The following is a 20,676-nucleotide window of genomic DNA, read 5'->3' as shown; positions in this document are numbered from 1 at the left end:
TCAAGGCAGACAGCCGTAATGAGTCCACGTCCTGATGTCCGCCTTCGTCCTGCTTACAAACTGGACATGCCCGGCGTGAACAGCCTGTGCCTTGCAGAACGTGCTTCCGAGGCTGCTCGCCCCACCCTTCAGGATCAGTGCGCCCTCGCCTCCACCTTCGCTTCCCGAGGCCACAGACTTTCGACCGAGTACAACATGAGCGCGATCCAGATCGCACCATAGCCGATCAGCTGCACACGACCGAACGGCTCATCATAAGCAAATACGCCGAGGAGCAGCTGCAGCGTAGGCGTTATGTATTGCATGATCCCCAGTGTTGACAGCGGGATGCGACGTGCTCCCGCCGCGAACAGCAACAGTGGTACCGCCGTCACGGGACCGGCTCCGGCCAGCAGCAGCTGCAGGCCGGGATGCACGCTGCCGAAATGGCTGTCGCCGTGCGCTGCGAGCCATAACAAATAGAAAAACGCGGCAGGAAAGAGCAGCGTGATTTCCAATGCCAGCCCATCGAGGGGACCGAGTTTCGCGGTCTTGCGCAACAGGCCATATGCACCGAACGTGACCCCGAGCACCAGGCTGATCCATGGCAGCGCACTATTTTCCCACGTAAGCCACAGAACGCCCCCTACTGCGAATGCGATTGCCCCCCATTGCAGAGGCCGCAGACGCTCGTGCAAGAACGCAAACCCGAATAGCACGCTGACGAGTGGATTGATGAAGTATCCAAGGCTCGCCTCGACGATGCGGCCGCTGTTGACCGCCCAGATATATAAGCCCCAATTCGCAGACAGCAGCCCAGCGCACGCTCCGAAACGCACCAAATTGCCTGGCTCGCGAAGCGCAGTGACGAGCCAACGCGTGTCGCGACGTATCGCAAGCGCAACGGCTACGAAGACAAGCGACCATACCATCCGGTGCGCAAGCACTTCGAGAGGTGGGACGACCTTCAGCAACCTGAAATAGAACGGAAAAAGCCCCCAAATCGTGAAGGCGATCAGCGCGTAAAGAAATCCCAAATTCATCGTACCCGACTGCGAGATTGACGGCGGCCTGCTGCCGAGGCGTCCTCGGAACCGCGATCAGACCGGCGGGTCCCACTGCGGTGCGTACTCCGGACTAACCACCCGTTGATCCTTCGGCAAGGTCGCAATCAATGCGCGATCCTCATCGTCGAGTTGCACGTCGAAGGACGCCAGATTGCTCGACTGGTTTTTCCTGCTGCTGGCTTTGGGAATCGCGGCAACATTCGGTTGATCGAGCAGCCATTTGAGGGCCACCTGGGTCGGAAGCACCCGGTGCTTCTCAGCGATGCGAACAAGCTCAGGTATTTCGTGCGCTTTGTTGCGCATGAGTGGACTATAGGCGGTCAATGCCATTTCATGGTCACGAGCGAATTGAAGCAAGTTTCTCTGGCCCAATGTGACGTGATACTCGACCTGGATGGCGGCCAAGGGAGCCCCCATCCCCTCAACGACCTGGCGCAGCAATGGCAGGGGAAAGTTTGCCACGCCGATGTTGCGCGCGCGCCCCTGCTCTTTGAGCGAGACCAGCGTCTCGATCGAGCGCGCCAGGTCGCCACCTTTTCCCGGCCAGTGAATCAGAAACAGATCTACGTACTCGCTCCGCAACGCCCGGAGCGTGTTGTCAAACGACTGACGCATGTCGTCCGGGGCCAACTTGTCCCACCAGACCTTGCTCGTCACATGGATGTTTTCGCGCGGCACGTCGGTTTCGACGAGCGCTCGGCCCACCGCATCTTCGTTTTGGTAGGCCGCCGCAGTGTCCACGTGACGGTATCCGAGCTCGAGCGCCTGAAGCACGGCCCGGGTGCATTCTTCGCCGACCATTGGCCACGTCCCCAGGCCGAGTTTCGGCATGTTCAGCTGGCGGGATTTGATGACAGTATTGTTCATGGTTCGTCTTTCCACTTAGCTCTCGAAATCAAACTGGGCTGTCGGCAGCCGCTTTGTCCTTAGCTGCGAAGAAATCGCGCTGCGGCGCCCCATTTCTACGGGCAAGCGCGAGCCCCGCGAGGTATCCGAACGTCATTGCCGGACCCAGAGTTATGCCGCCGCTCGGATAAAAGCCGCCCATCATGCTGGCGCTGTCGTTGCCTACCGCGTACAGGCCGGGAATAGCGCAATTGTTCTCATCGAGCACCCGCGCGTCGATGTCGGTCGCCAATCCCGCGAACGTGCCGAGACTCCCGGGCAACAGTTTAACCGCGTAAAACGGACTCTCTTCGATCGGGGCGAGGCAGGGATTCGGCTGATGTTCGGCATCTCCCTGCGCGCGGTTATAGACTGTAGAGCCTTTGTGGAATTGGGGATCAGTGCCTTCCTTGGCATGCGTGTTGTAGCTTTCTACGGTGTTCTTCAACGCTTGCGGGTCGATGTGGCATTTCATCGCGAGTTCGCTCAAGCTCGCGGCCTGCACGAGATATCCCGAGCGTCGATATGGGCCTACGGGAAAGGGAAATGGCTTGGAGAAGCCGAGACCGTAGCGTCGCTGGAAACGATGATCGCAGATCAGCCAGGCGCACACCTCTTCGCCGGATGGCGTGCTTGCCAGCAGCGCGGAGACAAAGTCTCGATATGACGCGGCTTCGTTGACAAAACGTCTGCCGGCGCGCGTCACCGCAATCACGCCAGGCTTTGCACGGTCGAGCAAGTGGGGAAAGACGATATCCGCGCCCCCGCGCTGAGGAACCAGCGAAACGGGCGCCCACGCGGCAGGCGCGTCAAGTGTATTGTTGAAGCGCCCCCCGACGGCCTCCCCAAGACGGATGCCGTCTCCGGTATTTGTGCGCGGAGCCGCAGACCAATGGTCGAGACCAGAGGGTGTATAGGCAAACGTCTGAGCCCTTCTTTCTACGTCGTGTGGATAGCCACCACAGGCAAGCACGACGCCGCGCGTCGCGCGCACCTCATGCCTGGTACCGGCGACTTCGACAATGGCTCCCGTCACGCGGCGATCATTCCTCAGCAAGGCAACGGCGCGCGCACGAGTGCGCAAGTCGACTTCGCGATCGACCGCCGATTTCAGCAGGCGGGCGACCAGCGCGTTGCCATTGACGAGGTGCATCGAACGTCCGTACCGGAGCTTATGCCAAGCAAATGCGAGCAGCCGGCGAGCTACGTAGAGCGCGGACTCTATCGAGCGCGTCGCTCGATAGAAATTTGTGATGTCTTGGCCGGCCGCAATCCCCATGCCCTTGATCGTAATGACCGATAGGGGTTCGCGTAGCTTGTCGAGCAATGGGCCAAGTTCGCGCGCGTCGAATGGCATGGCACAAACCGACCGCCCCCCTGCCGCGGCACCAGGTGTCGGATGGAAATCCGGAATATTGCCTTCGACGAAGCGCACTGAGGTGTGACGCTCGAAGAAATCAACCATTTCGGGGCCACGTTCAAGCAGCGTGGTCGCCTTAGCGGCATCGAATTGTGTCCCTAATTCACCTTTCAGGTACGTCAGTGGCGCATCAATCTCTTCCCGGATGCCGGCACGCCTCGCCAGCGGATTGCGAGGAATCCACATCCAGCCTCCCGACCACGCGCTCGTTCCACCGAAAACCTCTTCCTTCTCCATCACTATCACACGCAGGCCATGCGTTGCGGCAGTGACCGCCGCCGACAAGCCGCTCGCGCCGGAGCCGAGCACAAGCACGTCGCATTCGAGTATTCGTTCATGGTTCATGTGTTGCACCCTTTACCGCCATAGCCGTCACTCCGCATGGCAGAGGTCCGCAGATGCCTGTCAATGTCAGGGTGTACGCTTGATCTGCATCGGCTCGACGTCGGTTCGATTGCGATTGCAGATGCAGCGACATGACTGAGCTCAGCACCGAGTGTTTGCACTACCGTCTTGCATCGAACTTTTTGGAGACTCGATCGTCTTCCAAATGAAATCTGGTTTCACCTATTGCCCGGCGAGCATGTTCGCGAAATCCGATTTTCGACACGGAGGCGTCGTTGGGTATCTCGAGAGCGTATACGATGTCGTCCGGCAAGCAGGCGAGGATACGCTTTATGTCTATTCCTCCTTCACCGGGAACAAGTCTTTCACACCGCGCCGCATAGATCACCCCTTCGGGATCAGGCGGATGATGCGCCGGAGCGTCGCAAACGTGAGCCCACTTGAACCATTCGGGCGGGAGCGCCCTTAGAAGCTCCAGGCTCGAGCAAGAACGATCGAAGTGCAGCGTGTCGAGCAAGATACTGGCGTTAGGACGATTGGCCTCGCGCACGATATAAGCGGCATCGACGAGACCCGGCGTCTCCGTCCACGACACGAACTCGAGACTAACATTCAGATTGAGCGGCTTGGCCATCTCACATAAGGACCCAAACCGGTCAATCGCGCGATTCTTTTCGGGATCTGGCAACTGGGCGAGGATATACCGAGCTCCGAGTTCGGCACCGGCTTCGAGAAACTCCCGATAGTGCAGATGATCACGTGGTGGATCCATGCGGGCCGCCTCGATGTCCCAGACCTCCAACCCGGAATTGGCGAGGCTCGCCTTTGTTTCCCTCATGAGCTTCGGATCATGAAGCAGATCGTACAATGGCTCGTTGGGTGTCGTCCGGTTGAGCCGCAGGCCCACATATTGGTAACCGGCATCGCTTGCGGCCTCGATCAACTGGGGTGGAGGAAGTCCCAAAGCCGTCAGGTGCGCCAATGAATAGGGATTGCTCATGGTGACCTTCCCCCGCGCGTCGCTTGACCACGCAGGCCACGCTCGCTCATCTGCAAATCAGGCAGGTCGATCGCGGGATCGTCCATCGCGACGCGCGTCGCTTTCGGCTCCAGCGGGGTTCGAAATTGCTGTCGCGGCAGGCCATGCGACCGGAGATCGTCCGCGATCGTGCCCCGGGCGACTGAGGGCTGCTCGCGTCTGGAGAGTGCCGGGAAGGTCCGCGCCAAACTCTTCGGCCAGTCCTGCGAAACGATGAACTCACGAGACGCCAGCAGATCGCGGATCATCCGATGCCCCAGAGGAACTCAGGAACACAACCAAAAGATGCGACGATCCTCTCAGCCGAAAACCAGCGGCAACGATAGTTAGGATCACGGGTCAGCATGGTCATGCCGCGGCATCCCACATGTTGATGGCCCATCGGCTCACTTGAACGGCGAACTCATCAGTCCGTGCGCCCTGCACCGGCTTTCACCGCTCTCTTCACAGGCGAGCGACACGGGACATCGGCCGAGATTTTCTGAAGATCTCCGACGTTCCGCATCAAGCGCACCCGGCAAAAGCCACGCGCATTTTTCCCGGTTGCTTCTTTGGTTCTGTCTCCAATGCTGCTTCACGCTTGCTTCCCTCTGCCACTACCGCCCTATAGCGGGCACGGCGGACATATGCAACTCTTAATTGCCTATGTGTGATATGCAATTTTTAAGTGCGTCAATGTCAATAACCGGTTGTGTCAGCGTGGTGTAGCGGGTGTATCCTGATCGAGCAGCATCGCGCCGATGAACCGGACGATGGCATCCCCGTTGGGAAGACCCCGAAGGCTCGCCGCGGGGCTTGATCTCGCCGTTGAGGCGCTCGATTGACGGCGTCTTGCGGGGCTACGGGCTGCTTTGCTTCTACCGGACTAACAGAGCTGGAAGGGATTTTGATTGCGGCGAGATTTCCGATCCGGCGCTGCGCGGCCGGAAGACGGTCGGCATCTCCCTCTTCATCGACATGCATGCGGCGGCGCCAGGAAGTCGTCGGGCAGGATCTACAATGCGGACAATGGCAAGACTTCCGCGAGCACGGTGACCCCTGCTGCCGCCAGGCAATCTCAACGGCCGGGGCCGCATGGGAACGTTGTGTGCAGGTGAAGACTGCACGCGATGAGCCGCAGATCAGCCAGGCGACATAGCCGCCGGTTCCGGCGGCTCTCTTTTTCTGCAATGCTTTGTCGGATCGAGAGCCTCTCCTTCGTCCTCGGTGCATGAAGGGCCAACAGACGATAATGTCGAGCCCATCAGCTTATAAGGAATGACAAACATGCCCGGCACCGTACGCCTGCACCGCGTTCTCACGACCAGCCCGGAAAAAGTCTATCGCGCCTTCGTGGAGGCGGATGCATTGGCGAAATGGCTTCCGCCCAACGGCTTCACCTGCACCGTGCATCATCTCGAGCCGAAGGTCGGGGGCACGTTCAAGATGTCCTTCCGGAACTTCACCACGGGCAACGGCCATTCGTTTGGCGGCGAATATCTCGAGCTCGTCCCCGGCCAGCGCCTGCGCTACACGGATCGATTCGACGACCCCAACCTGCCGGGCGTGATCGAGGTGACCGTAACCCTGAAGAAGGTCTTGGTCGGCACCGAAGTCGATATCACGCAGGCCGGCCTACCCGACGCCATTCCAGTCGAGGCCTGCTATCTCGGCTGGCAGGAATCGCTGCGCAATCTTGCCAAGCTCGTCGAGCCCGAGATCAATCAGTAGCTTGTAGCGCGCCGTCGGGTGCGATCCGAATGAAAGCCGCGGGTCAATCTGTTCGATCGGATGCGCGCATCTCCGCACGTCGTCATAACGAGCCAGCGGGTCCGCGCGAAGCGCGGCCCGATGAGGGCGCCGGCAAGCAATCCAGAATCCCTCCGCGGTGGCAGCCTGGATTGCTTCGCCGCAAGAGCTCGTCGCAATCACGGAGAATGAGGAACCCTCCGCGAGAATAACCCGCACCGGGTGTGCGGCCGCTGATCGCAACGAGGGTTATGCGCCGGCCTTCGACTTCAACCCACCATCCGCGGTCCAGCGATCCGGTTCGGCACTGTGTCCGATCAGCGCCAGGCCGTAGGCGATCGATTCGAACTGGTCGCCCGACATCAGCCGCTCGTTGCCGAACCGGTCGGCGAACAGTTTTCGAACCGCCGGAACGAAGGAGGTGCCGCCGGTCAAGAACACCTTCTCCACCTCGCGCGCGGTGATGCGGGCTTCGCCCAGCACCTTGTCGACGGTAGCGCCCAGCCGCGCGATGTCGTCGGCAATCCAGCTATCAAATTTCTTCCGCGTGATGGCGGAGCCGATATCGACGCCGCCGCCCTTGAAGCGGAAATCCACCTCGTCTTTGGCCGACAGCGCGACCTTGGCGTCAGACACCGCGCGGTACAGCGAGAAGCCGAGATCGAGGTCGACGATGGTGATGAAATCCTCGAGCTGTTCAGGCTCCACCGCCGTGCGCGCAAGCTCCCTGAGCTCGCGCAAATCGCCGTTGCTCTTCATCAGCGCGAGCTGATGCCAGCGTGCGAGGTTGGTGTAGTGGCTGTTCGGGATCGGCAGCACCTTGTCGAACGAGCGGAAGCTCGAACCCTTGCCGAGCCGCGGCGAGACCACGTGGTCGACGATGCGATAATCGAACGTGTCGCCCGCAATCCCGATGCCGGCGTGTCCGAGCGGTTCGGCCCGCAAATGGCCGCCGGCGCGGGAGAACCGCATCACCGAGAAATCGCTGGTGCCGCCGCCGAAATCCGCAACCAGCACGGTGGCGTCGCGCTCGAGGCGCCGGGCGAAGGAGAACGCCGCGCCGACGGGCTCGTAGACATAACGCGCGTGACCGGCGCCCAGGCGCTCGAACGCGGCGCGGTAGCGCTGCATGGCGAGATCGTCGTCGGGATTGCCGCCGGCAAAGCGCACGGGACGGCCGACGGTGATGTTAGCTGCCTCGAAGCCGAACCTGTCACCGCCATGACGCGCCAGCGTGCGCAGGAATGCCGCCAGAATGTCCTCGAACTTGAAGCGCTGCCGGAACACCTGCGTGGTGTTGAAGCTCGAGCTTGCCGCAAAGGTCTTGAACGACTGCAGGAAACGATAGACGTGGCGCCCCTCGAGAAACTGCTCGATCGCCCACGGTCCGCCTTCGGCCTGGGCGCCGGCGCCCGGCCGGTCCTCCCAGAAGCACAGTGCCGAGACGTAAGTGCTGTGGCGCTGTCCGCCGTGGTCGAACCTGATGGCCTCGACCCGGCGATCGTCCGCGGCAAGTGCGACGACAGTGTTGCTGGTCCCAAAATCGATGCCGATCGAGACGGCGGGCGAGGCGCTCGACATGAACCACTCTGACTGATGATAGGAAAAGGGGGCGAACCACTAACGGTTTTGCACTGCGGTGCCAAGAGCCCGGCACGGCCCGGTCCGGAGTAGCCCGGACCTACCTCTCGCTGTTCTGAGGCCGAAAAAGCCCCGTTTCCAGGCCTAAACGGCCTGCTTTAACGAAGGTAGTATGCTGCAATGCGGCATTCACATGCTGTTATGCAGTGGTGTGTGTGGACATTGGCATCTGGTATACATAGAACAACCTTCGAAATGAGGCAGTATTGCTGACTGTCTTTAAGAAAGGGAATTCCGATGTCCAAGACCGCTTCCGTCGCGCTTGCGCCCTCCGCCTCGCTGTTCGCCCGCTTCATGGCGGCCGTCGACCGCTTCCTGATGGCGAGCGCCGAGATTTCCAACCAGAACGGCGATCTCCCCCGCTTCGGCCTGTAAGCGCACCCGGGGCCATGATCCGATCTGGTTCGTGGTCCTGTCGGGCCTCGTGTTCTTCGCCCGCCGCGAGATCCACGTGCTCGTCCTCGCGGCCGGATCCTGACCTTGCTGCTGGCGCTCGTGGCGTTCAAGCGCTGGCGCAAGGTGGTGGCGGCGCAATCAACATCCGACCTCGCTTCCATCTCGCGCATCGCGCCCGCCTCTTGGCCGGGCGTTTCGGCTTCCCGAAAATACCCCGATACCGGAAACCCCGGGGAATCCTGCACTTTTCTTGAGCTTACCCCCGACATAGGGCTTGCATTCTGGAATATGGTATACCAAGCTGCTTGCCGCGCTTGCACCATAAGCCACAATATTTGCGACACTCCGCCATGTGGGCGGCGCTGTCGTGACAGACAGGCGCTTGGGAGGTTGTTGATGATTTCCAGCACGGACGGCGCCGTCACCGCTGCGCCTCTTCGCACAGGTTTCCGCTGGCTCCAGCTCGCCATGGGCATCGCCTGCATGGCGATGATTGCCAACCTGCAATATGGCTGGACCCTGTTCGTCGATCCGATCGATCACGCACACCATTGGGGTCGCGCCTCGATCCAGCTCGCTTTCACCATCTTCGTCATCACGGAGACGTGGCTGGTGCCGGTCGAGGCGTGGTTCGTCGACAAATACGGCCCGCGCATCGTCATCATGTTCGGTGCCGTGATGATCACGCTGTCCTGGGTGCTCAACTCCTATGCTGACTCGCTTCCCCTGCTCTACGCGGCGGCCGTGTTCGGCGGCATGGGCGCGGGCGCGGTGTACGGCACCTGCGTCGGCAATGCGCTGAAATGGTTTCCCGATCGCCGCGGCCTCGCCGCCGGTGCCACGGCCGCGGGCTTCGGCGCGGGCGCAGCCCTCACCGTGGTGCCGATTGCGCACATGATCGCAGCGAGCGGCTATCAAAGCGCGTTCTTCACGTTCGGCATCGGCCAGGGCGTGATCGTGTTCCTGCTCGCCTTCTTCATCCAGCCGCCGCGGCTTTCGATCCCGCCGAAGAAGAAGCGGCTCAATTTGCCGCAGACCCAGGTCGACTTCACCCCGCCGCAGGTGCTGCGCGCCCCTATTTTCTGGGTAATGTACCTCGTCTTCGTGATGGTCGCCTCGGGCGGTCTGATGACCGCGGCGCAGATCGCGCCGATCGCGCACGACTTCAAGATCGCCGATACGCCTGTTTCGCTCGCCGGCTTCGAGATGGCGGCCCTGACCTTCGCGATCTCGCTCGACCGCATCTTCGACGGCTTCGGACGTCCGTTCTTCGGCTTCGTGTCGGATACGATCGGCCGCGAGCACACCATGTTCATCGCGTTCGGCACCGCTGCGCTGATGCTCCTGACCCTGTCGACCTATGGCCACATCCCGCTCGTCTTCGTGCTGGCGACCGCGGTCTATTTCGGCGTGTTCGGCGAGATCTATTCGCTGTTCCCCGCCACCAGCGGTGATACCTTCGGTTCGAAATATGCGACCACCAACAACGGCATGCTCTACACCGCGAAGGGTACCGCCGCGTTGCTGGTTCCGCTCGCAAGCGTGATCTCGGCCGCCTATGGCTGGAAAGCCGTGTTCGTGGTGGCCGTGGCGCTGAACGCGACGGCGGCGCTGATGGCCATCTTCGTGATCAAGCCCATGCGCCGCTCCTTCATCCTGGGCAACGAAGCCGAGAGCGCCAATGCGGCTGCCGGCAGCGCCGAGACACCTGCCAAGACCCGCGCCAAGACCGGGACGGCCTGAGCCGCCAGACCCCCCATATACGACTGATGAAAGGGGGCGCAGCGATGCGCCCCTTTTTCTTTGTTTTGCGAGAACAAACGTCAGCATCGCTGCCGCAAGATTTTTCGGATCAGCCAAATCCAGCGCTTGACGATTGGCATTATGTATACCACACTCCCTCCACGTTCACCCCAGGGAGGTTGCCATGCTGGTCGGAGACATTCTGCGCAAGAAGACGCCGCGCGTTGTCACGGTGCGAATGAACGAAACGGTGGGTATCGCCGCCAAGCTGATGCGGGCCAACAACATCAGCGCGCTGGTGGTGAAGGACGTGGTCCGCTCGGAAGGCAACACTGCGGTCGGCATGTTCACCGAGCGCGACGTGGTGCGCGCGGTTGCCGAGCACGGCGCCAATGCAGTCAACGTGAAAGTCTCGCAGCTCGTGTCGGTGCAGCAGCTCGTCTCCTGCACCTCCTCCGACACGATCGAGCATGTCCGGCATCTGATGAATCGGAATCACATCCGGCACCTGCCGGTGATCGACGACTACAGCCTCGTCTCCGTCATCAGCATGCGCGACATCGCGGCCGCCGTCGACGAGGCGACCAACAGCACGCCGCAAGCCGCCTAAAGCGGCCACGCCTCTTCCCTGCAACTGCCTGGCCGGCTCGGACACATCCGGGCCGGACCGGATCTCTCGTCGTCAAATTCCGCTACCCCCGCGAGGATTTCATGAAGATCTGCATCTACGGCGCCGGCGCGATCGGCGGATATCTCGGCGTGCAGCTGGCGCGCGCAGGCGCCGATGTCAGCCTGGTCGCGCGCGGCGCGCACCTCGCCGCCATGCGCGAGCGCGGCCTGACGCTGCTCGCCGGCGAGGAGACGCACACCGTCCATCCCCGCTGCACCGACAACGCGGCCGAGCTCGGCGTGCAGGACTACGTCATCGTCACGCTGAAGGCGCATTCGATCACCGGCGTGATCGAGAAGATGGCGCCGCTGCTCGGGCCCCACACCCGCATCGTCACCGCCGTCAACGGCATTCCCTACTGGTATTTTTACAAGCATGGCGGCGAATACGAGAACTCGACGCTGGAGAGCATCGATCCCGGCGGGCGGCAATGGCGCGAGCTGGGGGCCGAACGCGCCATCGGCTGCATCGTCTATCCCGCCACCGAGGTCGAGGCGCCCGGCGTGATCCGCCACGTCTACGGCACCAATTTCCCGCTCGGCGAGCCCTCCGGCGAGATCACCTCGGACGTGCAGCGGCTCGCCGACCTGTTCGTCGCGGCCGGCCTGAAGGCGCCGGTGCTCGACCGCATCCGCGACGAAATCTGGCTCAAGCTCTGGGGCAATGTCTGCTTCAACCCGATCAGCGCGCTGACCCATGCAACGCTCGACGTGATCTGCACCGATCCGTCCACGCGGGCGCTGTCGCGGGCGATCATGGTGGAGACGCAAGCCATCGCCGAAACCTTCGGCGTCAAGTTCCGCGTCGATGTCGAGCGCCGCATCGAGGGCGCCCGCAAGGTCGGCGCGCACAAGACCTCGATGCTGCAGGATCTCGAGCGCGGCCGTCCGATGGAGATCGACCCGCTCGTCACCGTGGTGCAGGAGATGGGCCGGTTGACCAAAATCCCCACCCCGGCGCTGGATTCCGTGCTGGCGATGGTGACCCAGCGCGCCCGCGTCGCCGGCCTCTATGACGGCGTCTCCGCGCGGTCTGATCCTCGCGCGCTGGCGGTGGCGTGATGGGCACCGAGACGAAAAAATGGCTGCGCTTCCGCCACGCCGGCAGCACCGGCTTCGGCACGCTGACCGCAGCTGAAATCAGCGTCCATGAGGGCGAGATGTTCGGCCGCAATACTGCGACGGGCAAGACGCTGGCGCTGTCGGAGGTCGAGCTGCTCGCTCCTAGCGCCCCCAGCAAGATCGTCGCGCTCTGGAATAATTTTCACGCGCTCGCGGCCAAGCTGAACCAGCCCGAGCCACCGGAGCCGCTCTATCTGCTCAAGGCCACCACCACCATCACGACGCCGGGTGCCGTGATCCGCCGTCCCTCCTACTACGACGGCAAGACCACCTACGAGGGCGAGCTCGGCATCGTCATCGGCAAGACCTGCGCGCGCGTTTCGCCCGACGAAGCTGACGGCTTCATCTTCGGCTACACCTGCGTCAACGACATCACCGCCAACGACATCCTGACCAGCGATCCCACCTTCCCGCAATGGGCCCGCGCCAAGGGCATCGACGATTACGGCCCGTTCGGCCCCGTGATCTCGACCGGCCTCGATCCGGCCAGGCTCGCGGTTCGCACCATCCTCAACGGCGCCGAGCGGCAGAATTATCCGATCTCCGACATGATCTTCAGCGCGCAAGCGCTCGTCAGCAAGATCTCACACGACATGACGTTGCTGCCCGGCGACCTCATCGCCGTCGGGACCTCGGTCGGCGTCGGCGTCATGAAGGAGCCGGTGAACATTGTGACCGTGGCGATCGACGGCATCGGCGAACTGACGAACGAGTTCAGGTTGTAGTTGCACGGGCAGTGCTTCGGGGGGAGGCCGGAATTACAATCCGGTTCGAACCACGATGGGCCTGCCTGCGACCAACAGCCCATGCGTTTCATCCTCGGCTTCCTCTCCGGTCTGCTCGGCGCGCTCGCGGGCTCGGCGCGCACATGATGGCGACCGCCGGGCGATCATTTCCACGGCCTCGCTGACGTACAAGACGCGCCACCGCGCCGTCAGCCTGACGCCGCCTGATGTGCCCACGCACATTTCGAAACACATGACATCTGCGCGCCGATCAATGCCGCCAACTTGTCGCAGGGATGCCGCACTGTGGACGCATTCGGCAGCCCTTTTGTAGGGCGTGTCTGGGGGCACGGACCAGCCGTGTTTGGACCAAACCTTCTAGGGGTATGACTGTGAAGAAGATTGCAATTGTTCTGGGTGCCACGCTTGCTCTGGTGACGGCAGCAAACGCTGCGGATCTGCCGCGCCGCCAGCCCGTGCCGGTCTATCCGGCCGAACAGGCCCCGATCGGCAAGATGCCGATCGGCAAGAGCCCGGTTGGCAAGGCTCCCATCGGCAAGGCGCCCGCCCCGGTCGCCGCGCGCTACTGAGGCACCGCAAACGACGCGCGGGATCTGCGAGAAGCGGCCGACAGTCGAGGGGCTCAACGTGACGAACAAACCTGATCGATCGGGATCCTGCATCCTTGCGGGCCTCGCGCTTGCGACCTTGATCGCATGCATGATGGCCTCGGCTTCGGCGCAAGGTACGAACCAAGGCGCGAACGGCGAAACGAACAAGCGCATGGCCGATGCCAGTGCGCTTGTCACGACCGACACCGCGGCGCGCTCCTCACCGCAAGCGGCGCGGCGCTCGCTGGCGCACGCCGAGAAAGGCCCCTATTACGTCGACTTCCGCGCGCGGACGGCGGCGAGCTGGGGGCATGCCTTCGTCTGGTACGGCAAGACCAGCGAGCGCGCGGTCGAGGTTGCGGGCCTTACGCCGGCCGGTGACACCTGGAGTTACGTGCTCGGCTACTTCACCTGGGTACCGTCAGAGACCGGCGCAAGCTACGGCGATCTCGATCCCGACTATCTGACCGCGAGCTATCGCGTGTACCTCAACGAGGCCGATGCCAAGCGGGTGTTCGCCTATATCGAGAAGCTGAAAGCGAGCTCTCCGGTCTGGAACGCAGAGACGACCAACTGCACGGGCTTCATCGGCGATATCGCCGAGTATATGGGTTTGAAAGTCCCCAATCGCTGGCAGCGCCCCGAAAACTTCGTCAACAGCCTGAAAGAGATGAACGGCGGCCGGCAGATGGTGCGGTTGTCGGCGGAGTAGCCGCCGTGATTGCGAGGACGCCGCGTCAAAATTGCAAGGCAACCTTGCGCTGGCGACGAAGCAATCCGGCCGTCCGCGACGGCACAGCCTGGATTGCTACGCTAGGCAGCCCCGCCCTCGCCGCACGCCCCAACAATAGACATTTCCCGACCCCGGCGGCATCCTCTTCCCCATCAACCGATAACAGAGCCTGCCACGCAGGCGGGGGAAACATATGCTGCAGACACGGTTCACGAAGCTCGTCGGGGTCGAGCACCCGATCGTCCAGGGCGGCATGCAATGGGTCGGGCGAGCCGAGTTGGTCGCCGCGGTCGCCAATGCCGGCGCCCTCGGCTTCATCACCGCGCTGACCCAGCCGACGCCGGAGGACCTGACCAGGGAGATCGCACGCTGCCGCGACCTCACCGACAAGCCGTTTGGCGTCAACCTCACCATCCTGCCCGCGATCAAGCCGCCGCCTTACGCCGAATACCGCGCCGCCATCATCGACAGCCGCATCACGGTGGTGGAGACCGCCGGCAACAAGCCGCAGGAGCATGTCGACGAATTCAAGCAGCACGGCGTCAAGGTCGTGCACAAATGCACCAGCGTACGGCATGCGCTGTCGGCCGAGCGGATGGGCGTCGACGCCATCTCGATCGACGGCTTCGAATGCGCCGGCCATCCCGGCGAGGATGACACCCCCGGCCTGATCCTGATCCCGGCCGCCGCCAACAAGGTCAAGATCCCGATGATCGCCTCCGGCGGCTTTGCCGACGCCCGCGGCCTCGTCGCGGCGCTCGCGCTCGGCGCCGAAGGCATCAACATGGGCACTCGCTTCATGGCGACCAAGGAGAGCCCGATCCACCAGCTCATCAAGGAAAAGATCGTGGCCAATGACGAGCGCGAGACCGAGCTGATCTTCCGCACCATGCGCAACACCTCGCGCGTCGCCAGGAACGAGATATCGACCAAGGTCGTTGCGATGGAGAAGGAGGGCGCCAAGTTCGAGGACATCCGCGAGCTCGTCGCCGGCGCCCGCGGCAAGATGGTCTACGCGACAGGCAATTCGGATGAAGGCATCTGGTCGGCCGGCCAGGTGCAGGGCCTGATCCAGGACATCCCGAGCTGCGGCGAGCTCATCTCGCGCATCGTGCGCGAAGCGGAGGCCATCATACGTTCCAGGCTCGAAGGCATGATCGCTCAACCAAACGCGCAGGCCGCGGAATAATCACTGCAAGAAGCGAGAGCAATTCATGAAGGCTTATGTCTACGGTCCTGAAGGCGCTCGGATTTCCGACGTCGCTCAACCAAAGCCTGAGGGCACGCAGGTGCTCGTCAAGGTCCGCGCCTGTGGTCTCAATCGCGCCGATACCGGCATGCGCAAGGGCCACGCGCACGGTGCGGCCGGCGGCGTCGGCACCGTGCTTGGCATGGAATGGGCCGGCGAAGTTGCCGAGCTCGGAGCGGACGCCAAGGGCTTGGAGGTCGGCGATCGCATCATGGGTTCGGGCGGCGCGGCGTTCGCGGAGTATACGCTTGCCGACCACGGCAGGTTGTTCCGCCTGCCCTCCGACATGACGTTCGAGGAGGCCGCGACCCTGCCCGTCGGGCTCGCGACCATGCACAATGCCGTCGTCACAGTCGGCGGCATGCAGCCCGGCCAGGCCGTGCTGATCCAGGGCGCCAGCTCGGGCGTCGGCCTGATGGCGATGCAAATTGCCAAACTCAAGGGCGCCAGGCTCGTGATCGGCTCCTCGACCGATGCCTATCGCCGCGGCCGGCTGAAGGAATATGGCGCCGACCTCGCGGTCGACTCCTCCGACCCCAAATGGGTCGACGAGGTGCTGAAGGCGACCGGCGGCGAAGGCGTCGACCTCACCGTCGATCAGGTGTCAGGCCGGGTCGCCAACCAGAACCTCGCCGCGACGAAGGTGCTCGGCCGCATCGTCAATGTCGGCCGGCTCGGCGGCACCCATGCCGATTTCAACTTCGACCTGCATGCGGCCCGCCGCATCAGCTATATCGGCGTCACCTTCCGCACCCGCAGCCTCGAGGAAGTCCGCGCGATCTTCGAGGCGGTCAGGAAGGACATCTGGGGCGCGGTGGAATCGCGAAAACTCCAGCTGCCGATCGACAAGGTCTATCCATTTTCCGACATCGACAAGGCGTTCGAGCACATGGAGGCGAACAAGCATCTGGGGAAGATCGTGGTGACGCTGCCGTAGTCGGCGTTCCGACGGCGGTCTCGTAGGGTGGGTTGGCGAAGCGTAACCCACCACTTCTTTGGCCGTGGAGCTCAAACCGGTGGGTTACGCCCAGCGCCTGCGCTTTGCGCAGCCCCAAGGCTAACCCACCCTACAAGACCGAACTCGTGGCATAGTAGACCGCCCTTCAATTCAGAAGCATTCGCAACAGCTTCGCTCCTGCAACTCACTTGCGACTACAGCTTGTGGATGGTCGCTTGATGTTCGCCGTTAGGCTGCTAAATCCCCCGCCATGAGCGGACAACACGACAAGACATCGGTCGCGGCCATCTCGATCCTGGCCAGCGGCGGCATGGCGGCGGCCAAACTCATCGTCGGCATCGCGATCGGATCGCTGGCGCTGATCTCGGAAGCGCTGCACTCCTCGATCGACCTGGTCGCGACCATCATCACCTGGGCGGTGGTGCGGGTCTCCGACAAGCCCGCCGATGACGAGCACCATTACGGCCACGGCAAGCTCGAGAGCATCTCGGCGCTGGGCGTCACCGCGCTGCTTTACGTGCTCGCCGGCGGCATTCTGGTCCAGTCCTACAGCCATCTGCGTGAGGGAACCCCGCCGCCGACGATTTCGGCCGTCCCGTTCGTCTTGCTGGTCGTCGATATCGTCGTCAATCTCTGGCGCGCCCGTGCCCTGCACCGCGCCGCCCGGGAGACGAGGAGCGAAGCGCTCGCTGCGGACGCGCTGCACTTTGCGTCGGACGTGATGGGCTCATGTGCCGTGATCGTGGGCCTGATTCTCGCAGCCTTCGGCTTCTGGTGGGGTGACGCCGCGGCAGCCGCCGCCGTGGCCGTGATGATCGCGGCTCTCGGCCTGCGCATGGCGAGCTCCACGGTGCACACGCTGGTCGACCGCGCGCCGGAAGGGGCCCTGGAGAAGGCCACGGTCGCGATCCGCAGCGTGCCCGGCGTGATCGAGGTCGAGCGGCTGCGCGTGCGCATGGTCGGGGCGACCACCTTCATCGACAGCATCGTCAAGGTGCCCAGGACCTACCCGATCGACCGCGTCGAGAGCATCAAGCGCAACGCCCAGGCCGCCCTCGGCAAGGCGTTCGGCGATGCCGACCTCTCATTCGCGGCCATCCCCGTCGCCCGCGACAACGAGACCGTGCGCGACCGCATCATGGTGATCGCGCGCAATTCGGCGCTCGCCATCCACCACGTCACGGTGCACGATCTCGGCACCAAGCTGATCGTCAGCATCGACCTCGAAGTCGACGCCGAGATGCGGCTCGACGCCGCCCATGACGTCGCCAACATGCTGGAACGTAACATCCAGGAAGAGTTCGGTGCGGACGTCGAGGTCGACGTCCATATCGAGCCGCTGGAACCGGAACTGCCGTTCGGCGTCGACGTTGCGCCTGACAGGGTGCAGACCATCGCCGCGGCGCTGACCGAATATGCCGCCGGCGGCGAGATCCACGACATCCATAACGTGCGCGTTCGCAACACCGAAGCCGGCGAGATCGTCAACTTCCACTGCCGCGCCACGCCATCGATGAGCGTGATCAAGGTGCACGAGCACGTCGACGCGATCGAACGCCGGCTGCGTCGCGCATTCCCGAGCGTGAAGCGCGTCATCAGTCACGCCGAGCCGCCGCGCGCGTGATGGCGACGGTGTGAGGAGTCGCACGTTCCTGTTTCGGACTCCTCGTCCACGTGGGTTTGCGGGCTCGCAGCACGAAACTCTCCATTGGATAAGAATTATTTCGCGTTAACGTTTCGTTGACTCTCGACAGCCTGCGCAAAGTGGATTCAAATCGCTGTGATTCGAAAGCGACGTGGGGCTGCTTTCGAAATTCGTCGCAAGCAGGTTTTCAGGGGGCCGAAGGCATGGCGCGCGCAGACGCCGCGAACGCGTGCGTCCAATCCGATTCGATCAAGGGATTGGCGCAATCGATCGCGAAACCTGCCTATCACCGGCTTCTGATCGCAGAGCCGGCGCTGCGTCGCGCGGTGCCGACGCTCATCATCGCCTTCCTCATCACGATCTGCCTCGGCGCGTTCGTCCAGGTCGTCGACCAGACGCGCCAGAAGCGCCTGGTCATCCAGAACGACATTTCATCCCTCGCCGAGCTGCTCGCCGAACGCATCGACCGCGTCACCTCCGTGCGCGGCGAGCGACTGAAGAACATCGAGAACCTGCCGGCACTGCTCCCCGACATGATTCCGCCGCGGGCCAGGATCTCGGGCCGCCATGTCGTCGTCACCTCGGCGGGCGTCAACGGCCGCATCCTTGCCCGCATCCCGATCGACAATGATCCCGCCGGCAACGACCGCCTGCTCGATGCGATCACCACCGCCCAGCTGCTCGCCGCGCCGCCGCGCGACAATGACGTCTCCAGCATGACGCTGCCTGATGGCAACGCCGCGTTGGCGACCTCGCGGCCGATCAAGTCGCTGCCGGGCCTTGTCACCGTGATCCAGGAGCGCAACGAACCGATCTGGGGCTCGGACGCGGCGCTGTCGGTGACGCTGTCCGCGACGACAGGCTTCGTCGTCCTGATCCTCGGTTTCGCCTTCCACTGGCAGTCGACCCGCGCCCGCGAAGGCGACCTCATCAACGATGCCGTGCGCGGCCGAATCGACACTGCGCTCAATCGCGGCCGCTGCGGGCTGTGGGACTGGGACTTGTCGCGCGGCCGGATTTTCTGGTCGCAGTCGATGTTCTCGATGCTCGGCCTCGACGGCCGCAACGAGCTCCTGACCTTCGGCGAGGTCAACGCGCTGGTGAAGTCCGACGACATCGACCTGTTCGAGATCGCCGACCAGCTGATCTCCGGGAAGATCGACCACATCGACCAGATCTTCCGCATGCAGCACGTCGATGGCCACTGGATCTGGCTGCGCGTCCGCTGCGAGCGGACCCGCGGCGCCAGCGATGCCGGCATGCACCTGATCGGCATCGCGGTCGATATCACCGAGCAGAAGAGCCTCGCCGAGCGCACCGTGGAAGCCGACCTTCGCCTGCGCGACGCGATCGAGACCATTCCGGAAGCCTTCGTGCTGTGGGACGCGAGCGACCGCCTGGTGCTCTGCAATTCGCACTTCCAGCGCCTGCACAAGCTACCCGATACGGCCGTGATCCCGGGCACCTCCTACGAGACCGTGCTGGAAGTCGGCCGCATGCCTGAAGTCCGCACCCGCCACAACGAGACCGCGGCCCAAGGCCCGGGCGCACGGACTTTCGAGGCGCAGCTCGACGACGGCAGCTGGCTGCATATCAGCGAGCGCCGCACCAAGGACGGCGGCTACGTCTCCGTCGGCACGGACATCACCAGGATCAAGGAGCACGAACAGAAGCTCGTTGACAACGATCTGCGCCTGCGCGCCACCGTCATCGACCTCAAGCGCTCGCAGGCGGCGCTGGAACGCCAGACGATCGAGCTCGCCGATCTCGCCGAGAAGTACCAACGCGAGAAGACCCGGGCCGAGGAAGCCAACCAGACCAAGTCGAAATTCCTCGCCAATATGAGCCATGAGCTGCGCACGCCGCTCAATGCCATCATCGGCTTCTCCGAGATCATGGGCTCGGGCATGTTCGGCGAGCTCGGCTCAGAGAAGTACCAGGAATATTGCCACGACATCCTGACCAGCGGGCACTATTTGCTCGAGGTCATCAACGACATCCTCGACATGTCCAAGATCGAGGCCGGCCGGATGAAGCTCGACATGGAAGAGCTCGACCTGTCGCGGACGCTGGCCGAATCCCTGCGCGTCGTCTCCGGCCGGGCCCAGGACAAGAACCTGACTCTGGATGCCGACATCGAGAAATCCATCTCCGTCGTCGCCGACCGCCGCGCCACCAAGCAGATCGTCGTGAACCTGCTGTCCAACGCGGTGAAGTTCACGCCCGACGGCGGACGCATCGTGGTGCGCAGCCGGCAGCTCGAGGACAAGATCGTGCTGATGATCGCCGACACCGGGATCGGCATCGCGCCGCACTCGCTGGCCCGGCTCGGACGCCCCTTCGAGCAGGTCGAGAGCCAGCTCACCAAGACCTATCACGGCTCCGGCCTTGGCCTTGCGATCGCCCGCTCGCTGGCGCAGCTCCACGGCGGCTCGATGCGGCTGCGCTCCAGGCTGGAAGCCGGCACCGTGGTCCGCGTGACGCTGCCGCGCGATGCGATCAAGGCCGGCGCCGGGATATCGGCGGCGGCGTGAATTTCACGAGGACTGTTTGCGGGTTTGCTCCGCCTCTCCCGCTTGCGGGAGAGGCCGACACGCTCGCAGAGCGTGGCGGGGCGAGGGTTCTTTCCTCTTGGGGATTGTCCCGTTGCGGAGACACCTTCTCCCCAACCCTCTCCCGCAAGCGGGAAGCGAGCCCAGTGCCGATGCCGCCCCATCGTGC

18 protein-coding genes are annotated in these 20,676 nt (G+C 63.2%); 12 read left to right on the top strand and 6 right to left on the bottom strand.

What is annotated here, in order from left to right; all coding sequences use genetic code 11:
* Positions 1–134: 134 nt before the first annotated feature.
* The 5 genes from rarD to ACVW16_RS30365 all read right to left on the bottom strand — a co-directional run bounded on the left by rarD (position 135) and on the right by ACVW16_RS30365 (position 4,983).
* Positions 135–1,022 (bottom strand): EamA family transporter RarD, encoded by an 888-nt coding sequence (gene rarD, locus ACVW16_RS30385; protein ID WP_456702678.1) that lies wholly within the window; start codon positions 1,020–1,022, stop codon positions 135–137.
* Positions 1,023–1,079: 57 nt separating this feature from the next.
* Positions 1,080–1,913: an aldo/keto reductase gene (locus tag ACVW16_RS30380; protein ID WP_456734591.1), complete on the bottom strand. Its 834-nt coding sequence runs from the start codon at positions 1,911–1,913 to the stop codon at positions 1,080–1,082.
* A gap of 28 nt (positions 1,914–1,941) precedes the next feature.
* Positions 1,942–3,696 (bottom strand): FAD-dependent oxidoreductase, encoded by a 1,755-nt coding sequence (locus ACVW16_RS30375; protein ID WP_456802540.1) that lies wholly within the window; start codon positions 3,694–3,696, stop codon positions 1,942–1,944.
* A 160-nt stretch (positions 3,697–3,856) separates the two neighbouring features.
* Positions 3,857–4,696, bottom strand: a complete 840-nt coding sequence (locus ACVW16_RS30370; protein ID WP_456702675.1) for a sugar phosphate isomerase/epimerase family protein — start codon at positions 4,694–4,696, stop codon at positions 3,857–3,859.
* Positions 4,693–4,983 (bottom strand): hypothetical protein, encoded by a 291-nt coding sequence (locus ACVW16_RS30365; RefSeq protein WP_456734589.1) that lies wholly within the window; start codon positions 4,981–4,983, stop codon positions 4,693–4,695. Before ACVW16_RS30365 ends, ACVW16_RS30370 begins: the two co-directional genes overlap by 4 nt.
* Positions 4,984–6,001: 1,018 nt before the next feature.
* On the opposite strand from ACVW16_RS30365, the gene ACVW16_RS30360 reads away from it, so the two are divergent.
* Positions 6,002–6,445 (top strand): SRPBCC family protein, encoded by a 444-nt coding sequence (locus tag ACVW16_RS30360; RefSeq protein ID WP_456702673.1) that lies wholly within the window; start codon positions 6,002–6,004, stop codon positions 6,443–6,445.
* 267 nt (positions 6,446–6,712) lie between these two features.
* Here the strand turns inward: ACVW16_RS30360 and ACVW16_RS30355 are convergent, their stop codons facing one another.
* Entirely contained in the window at positions 6,713–8,044 is a 1,332-nt protein-coding gene (locus ACVW16_RS30355; protein ID WP_456702672.1) for an Hsp70 family protein, read from the bottom strand.
* A 297-nt stretch (positions 8,045–8,341) separates the two neighbouring features.
* Here ACVW16_RS30355 and ACVW16_RS30350 point away from each other — a divergent pair, with 297 nt between their 5' ends.
* The 11 genes from ACVW16_RS30350 (at position 8,342) to ACVW16_RS30300 (ending at position 20,489) form a co-directional block, all read left to right on the top strand.
* Complete coding sequence (locus ACVW16_RS30350) at positions 8,342–8,479, top strand: hypothetical protein (RefSeq protein ID WP_237859263.1); 138 nt, start codon at positions 8,342–8,344, stop codon at positions 8,477–8,479.
* Positions 8,480–8,896: 417 nt separating this feature from the next.
* Entirely contained in the window at positions 8,897–10,243 is a 1,347-nt protein-coding gene (oxlT, locus tag ACVW16_RS30345) for an oxalate/formate MFS antiporter (protein WP_456702671.1), read from the top strand.
* A 184-nt stretch (positions 10,244–10,427) separates the two neighbouring features.
* Entirely contained in the window at positions 10,428–10,853 is a 426-nt protein-coding gene (locus ACVW16_RS30340) for a CBS domain-containing protein (RefSeq protein WP_092226710.1), read from the top strand.
* Positions 10,854–10,954: 101 nt separating this feature from the next.
* The gene (locus ACVW16_RS30335) at positions 10,955–11,974 is read left to right on the top strand and encodes a 2-dehydropantoate 2-reductase (protein WP_456734588.1); all 1,020 of its coding nucleotides are present in this window, start codon (positions 10,955–10,957) and stop codon (positions 11,972–11,974) included.
* A complete protein-coding gene (locus ACVW16_RS30330; protein WP_456734587.1) occupies positions 11,974–12,759 on the top strand; it encodes a fumarylacetoacetate hydrolase family protein in 786 nt (261 codons plus the stop codon). Before ACVW16_RS30335 ends, ACVW16_RS30330 begins: the two co-directional genes overlap by 1 nt.
* Before the next feature lie 386 nt (positions 12,760–13,145).
* Positions 13,146–13,349 (top strand): hypothetical protein, encoded by a 204-nt coding sequence (locus tag ACVW16_RS30325; protein ID WP_456702668.1) that lies wholly within the window; start codon positions 13,146–13,148, stop codon positions 13,347–13,349.
* A gap of 58 nt (positions 13,350–13,407) precedes the next feature.
* Positions 13,408–14,082: a hypothetical protein gene (locus ACVW16_RS30320; RefSeq protein ID WP_456734586.1), complete on the top strand. Its 675-nt coding sequence runs from the start codon at positions 13,408–13,410 to the stop codon at positions 14,080–14,082.
* 214 nt (positions 14,083–14,296) lie between these two features.
* Positions 14,297–15,292 (top strand): NAD(P)H-dependent flavin oxidoreductase, encoded by a 996-nt coding sequence (locus ACVW16_RS30315; RefSeq protein WP_456802539.1) that lies wholly within the window; start codon positions 14,297–14,299, stop codon positions 15,290–15,292.
* A 25-nt stretch (positions 15,293–15,317) separates the two neighbouring features.
* A complete protein-coding gene (locus ACVW16_RS30310) occupies positions 15,318–16,289 on the top strand; it encodes a zinc-binding dehydrogenase (protein WP_456734584.1) in 972 nt (323 codons plus the stop codon).
* 271 nt (positions 16,290–16,560) lie between these two features.
* Entirely contained in the window at positions 16,561–17,934 is a 1,374-nt protein-coding gene (locus ACVW16_RS30305; protein ID WP_456734583.1) for a cation diffusion facilitator family transporter, read from the top strand.
* Between the two features lie 224 nt (positions 17,935–18,158).
* The gene (locus ACVW16_RS30300; protein ID WP_456734582.1) at positions 18,159–20,489 is read left to right on the top strand and encodes a PAS domain-containing sensor histidine kinase; all 2,331 of its coding nucleotides are present in this window, start codon (positions 18,159–18,161) and stop codon (positions 20,487–20,489) included.
* Positions 20,490–20,676: the final 187 nt, after the last annotated feature.

Source organism: Bradyrhizobium sp. USDA 4474 (assembly GCF_054057515.1).
This window is presented reverse-complemented; position numbering and strand designations above follow the sequence as displayed.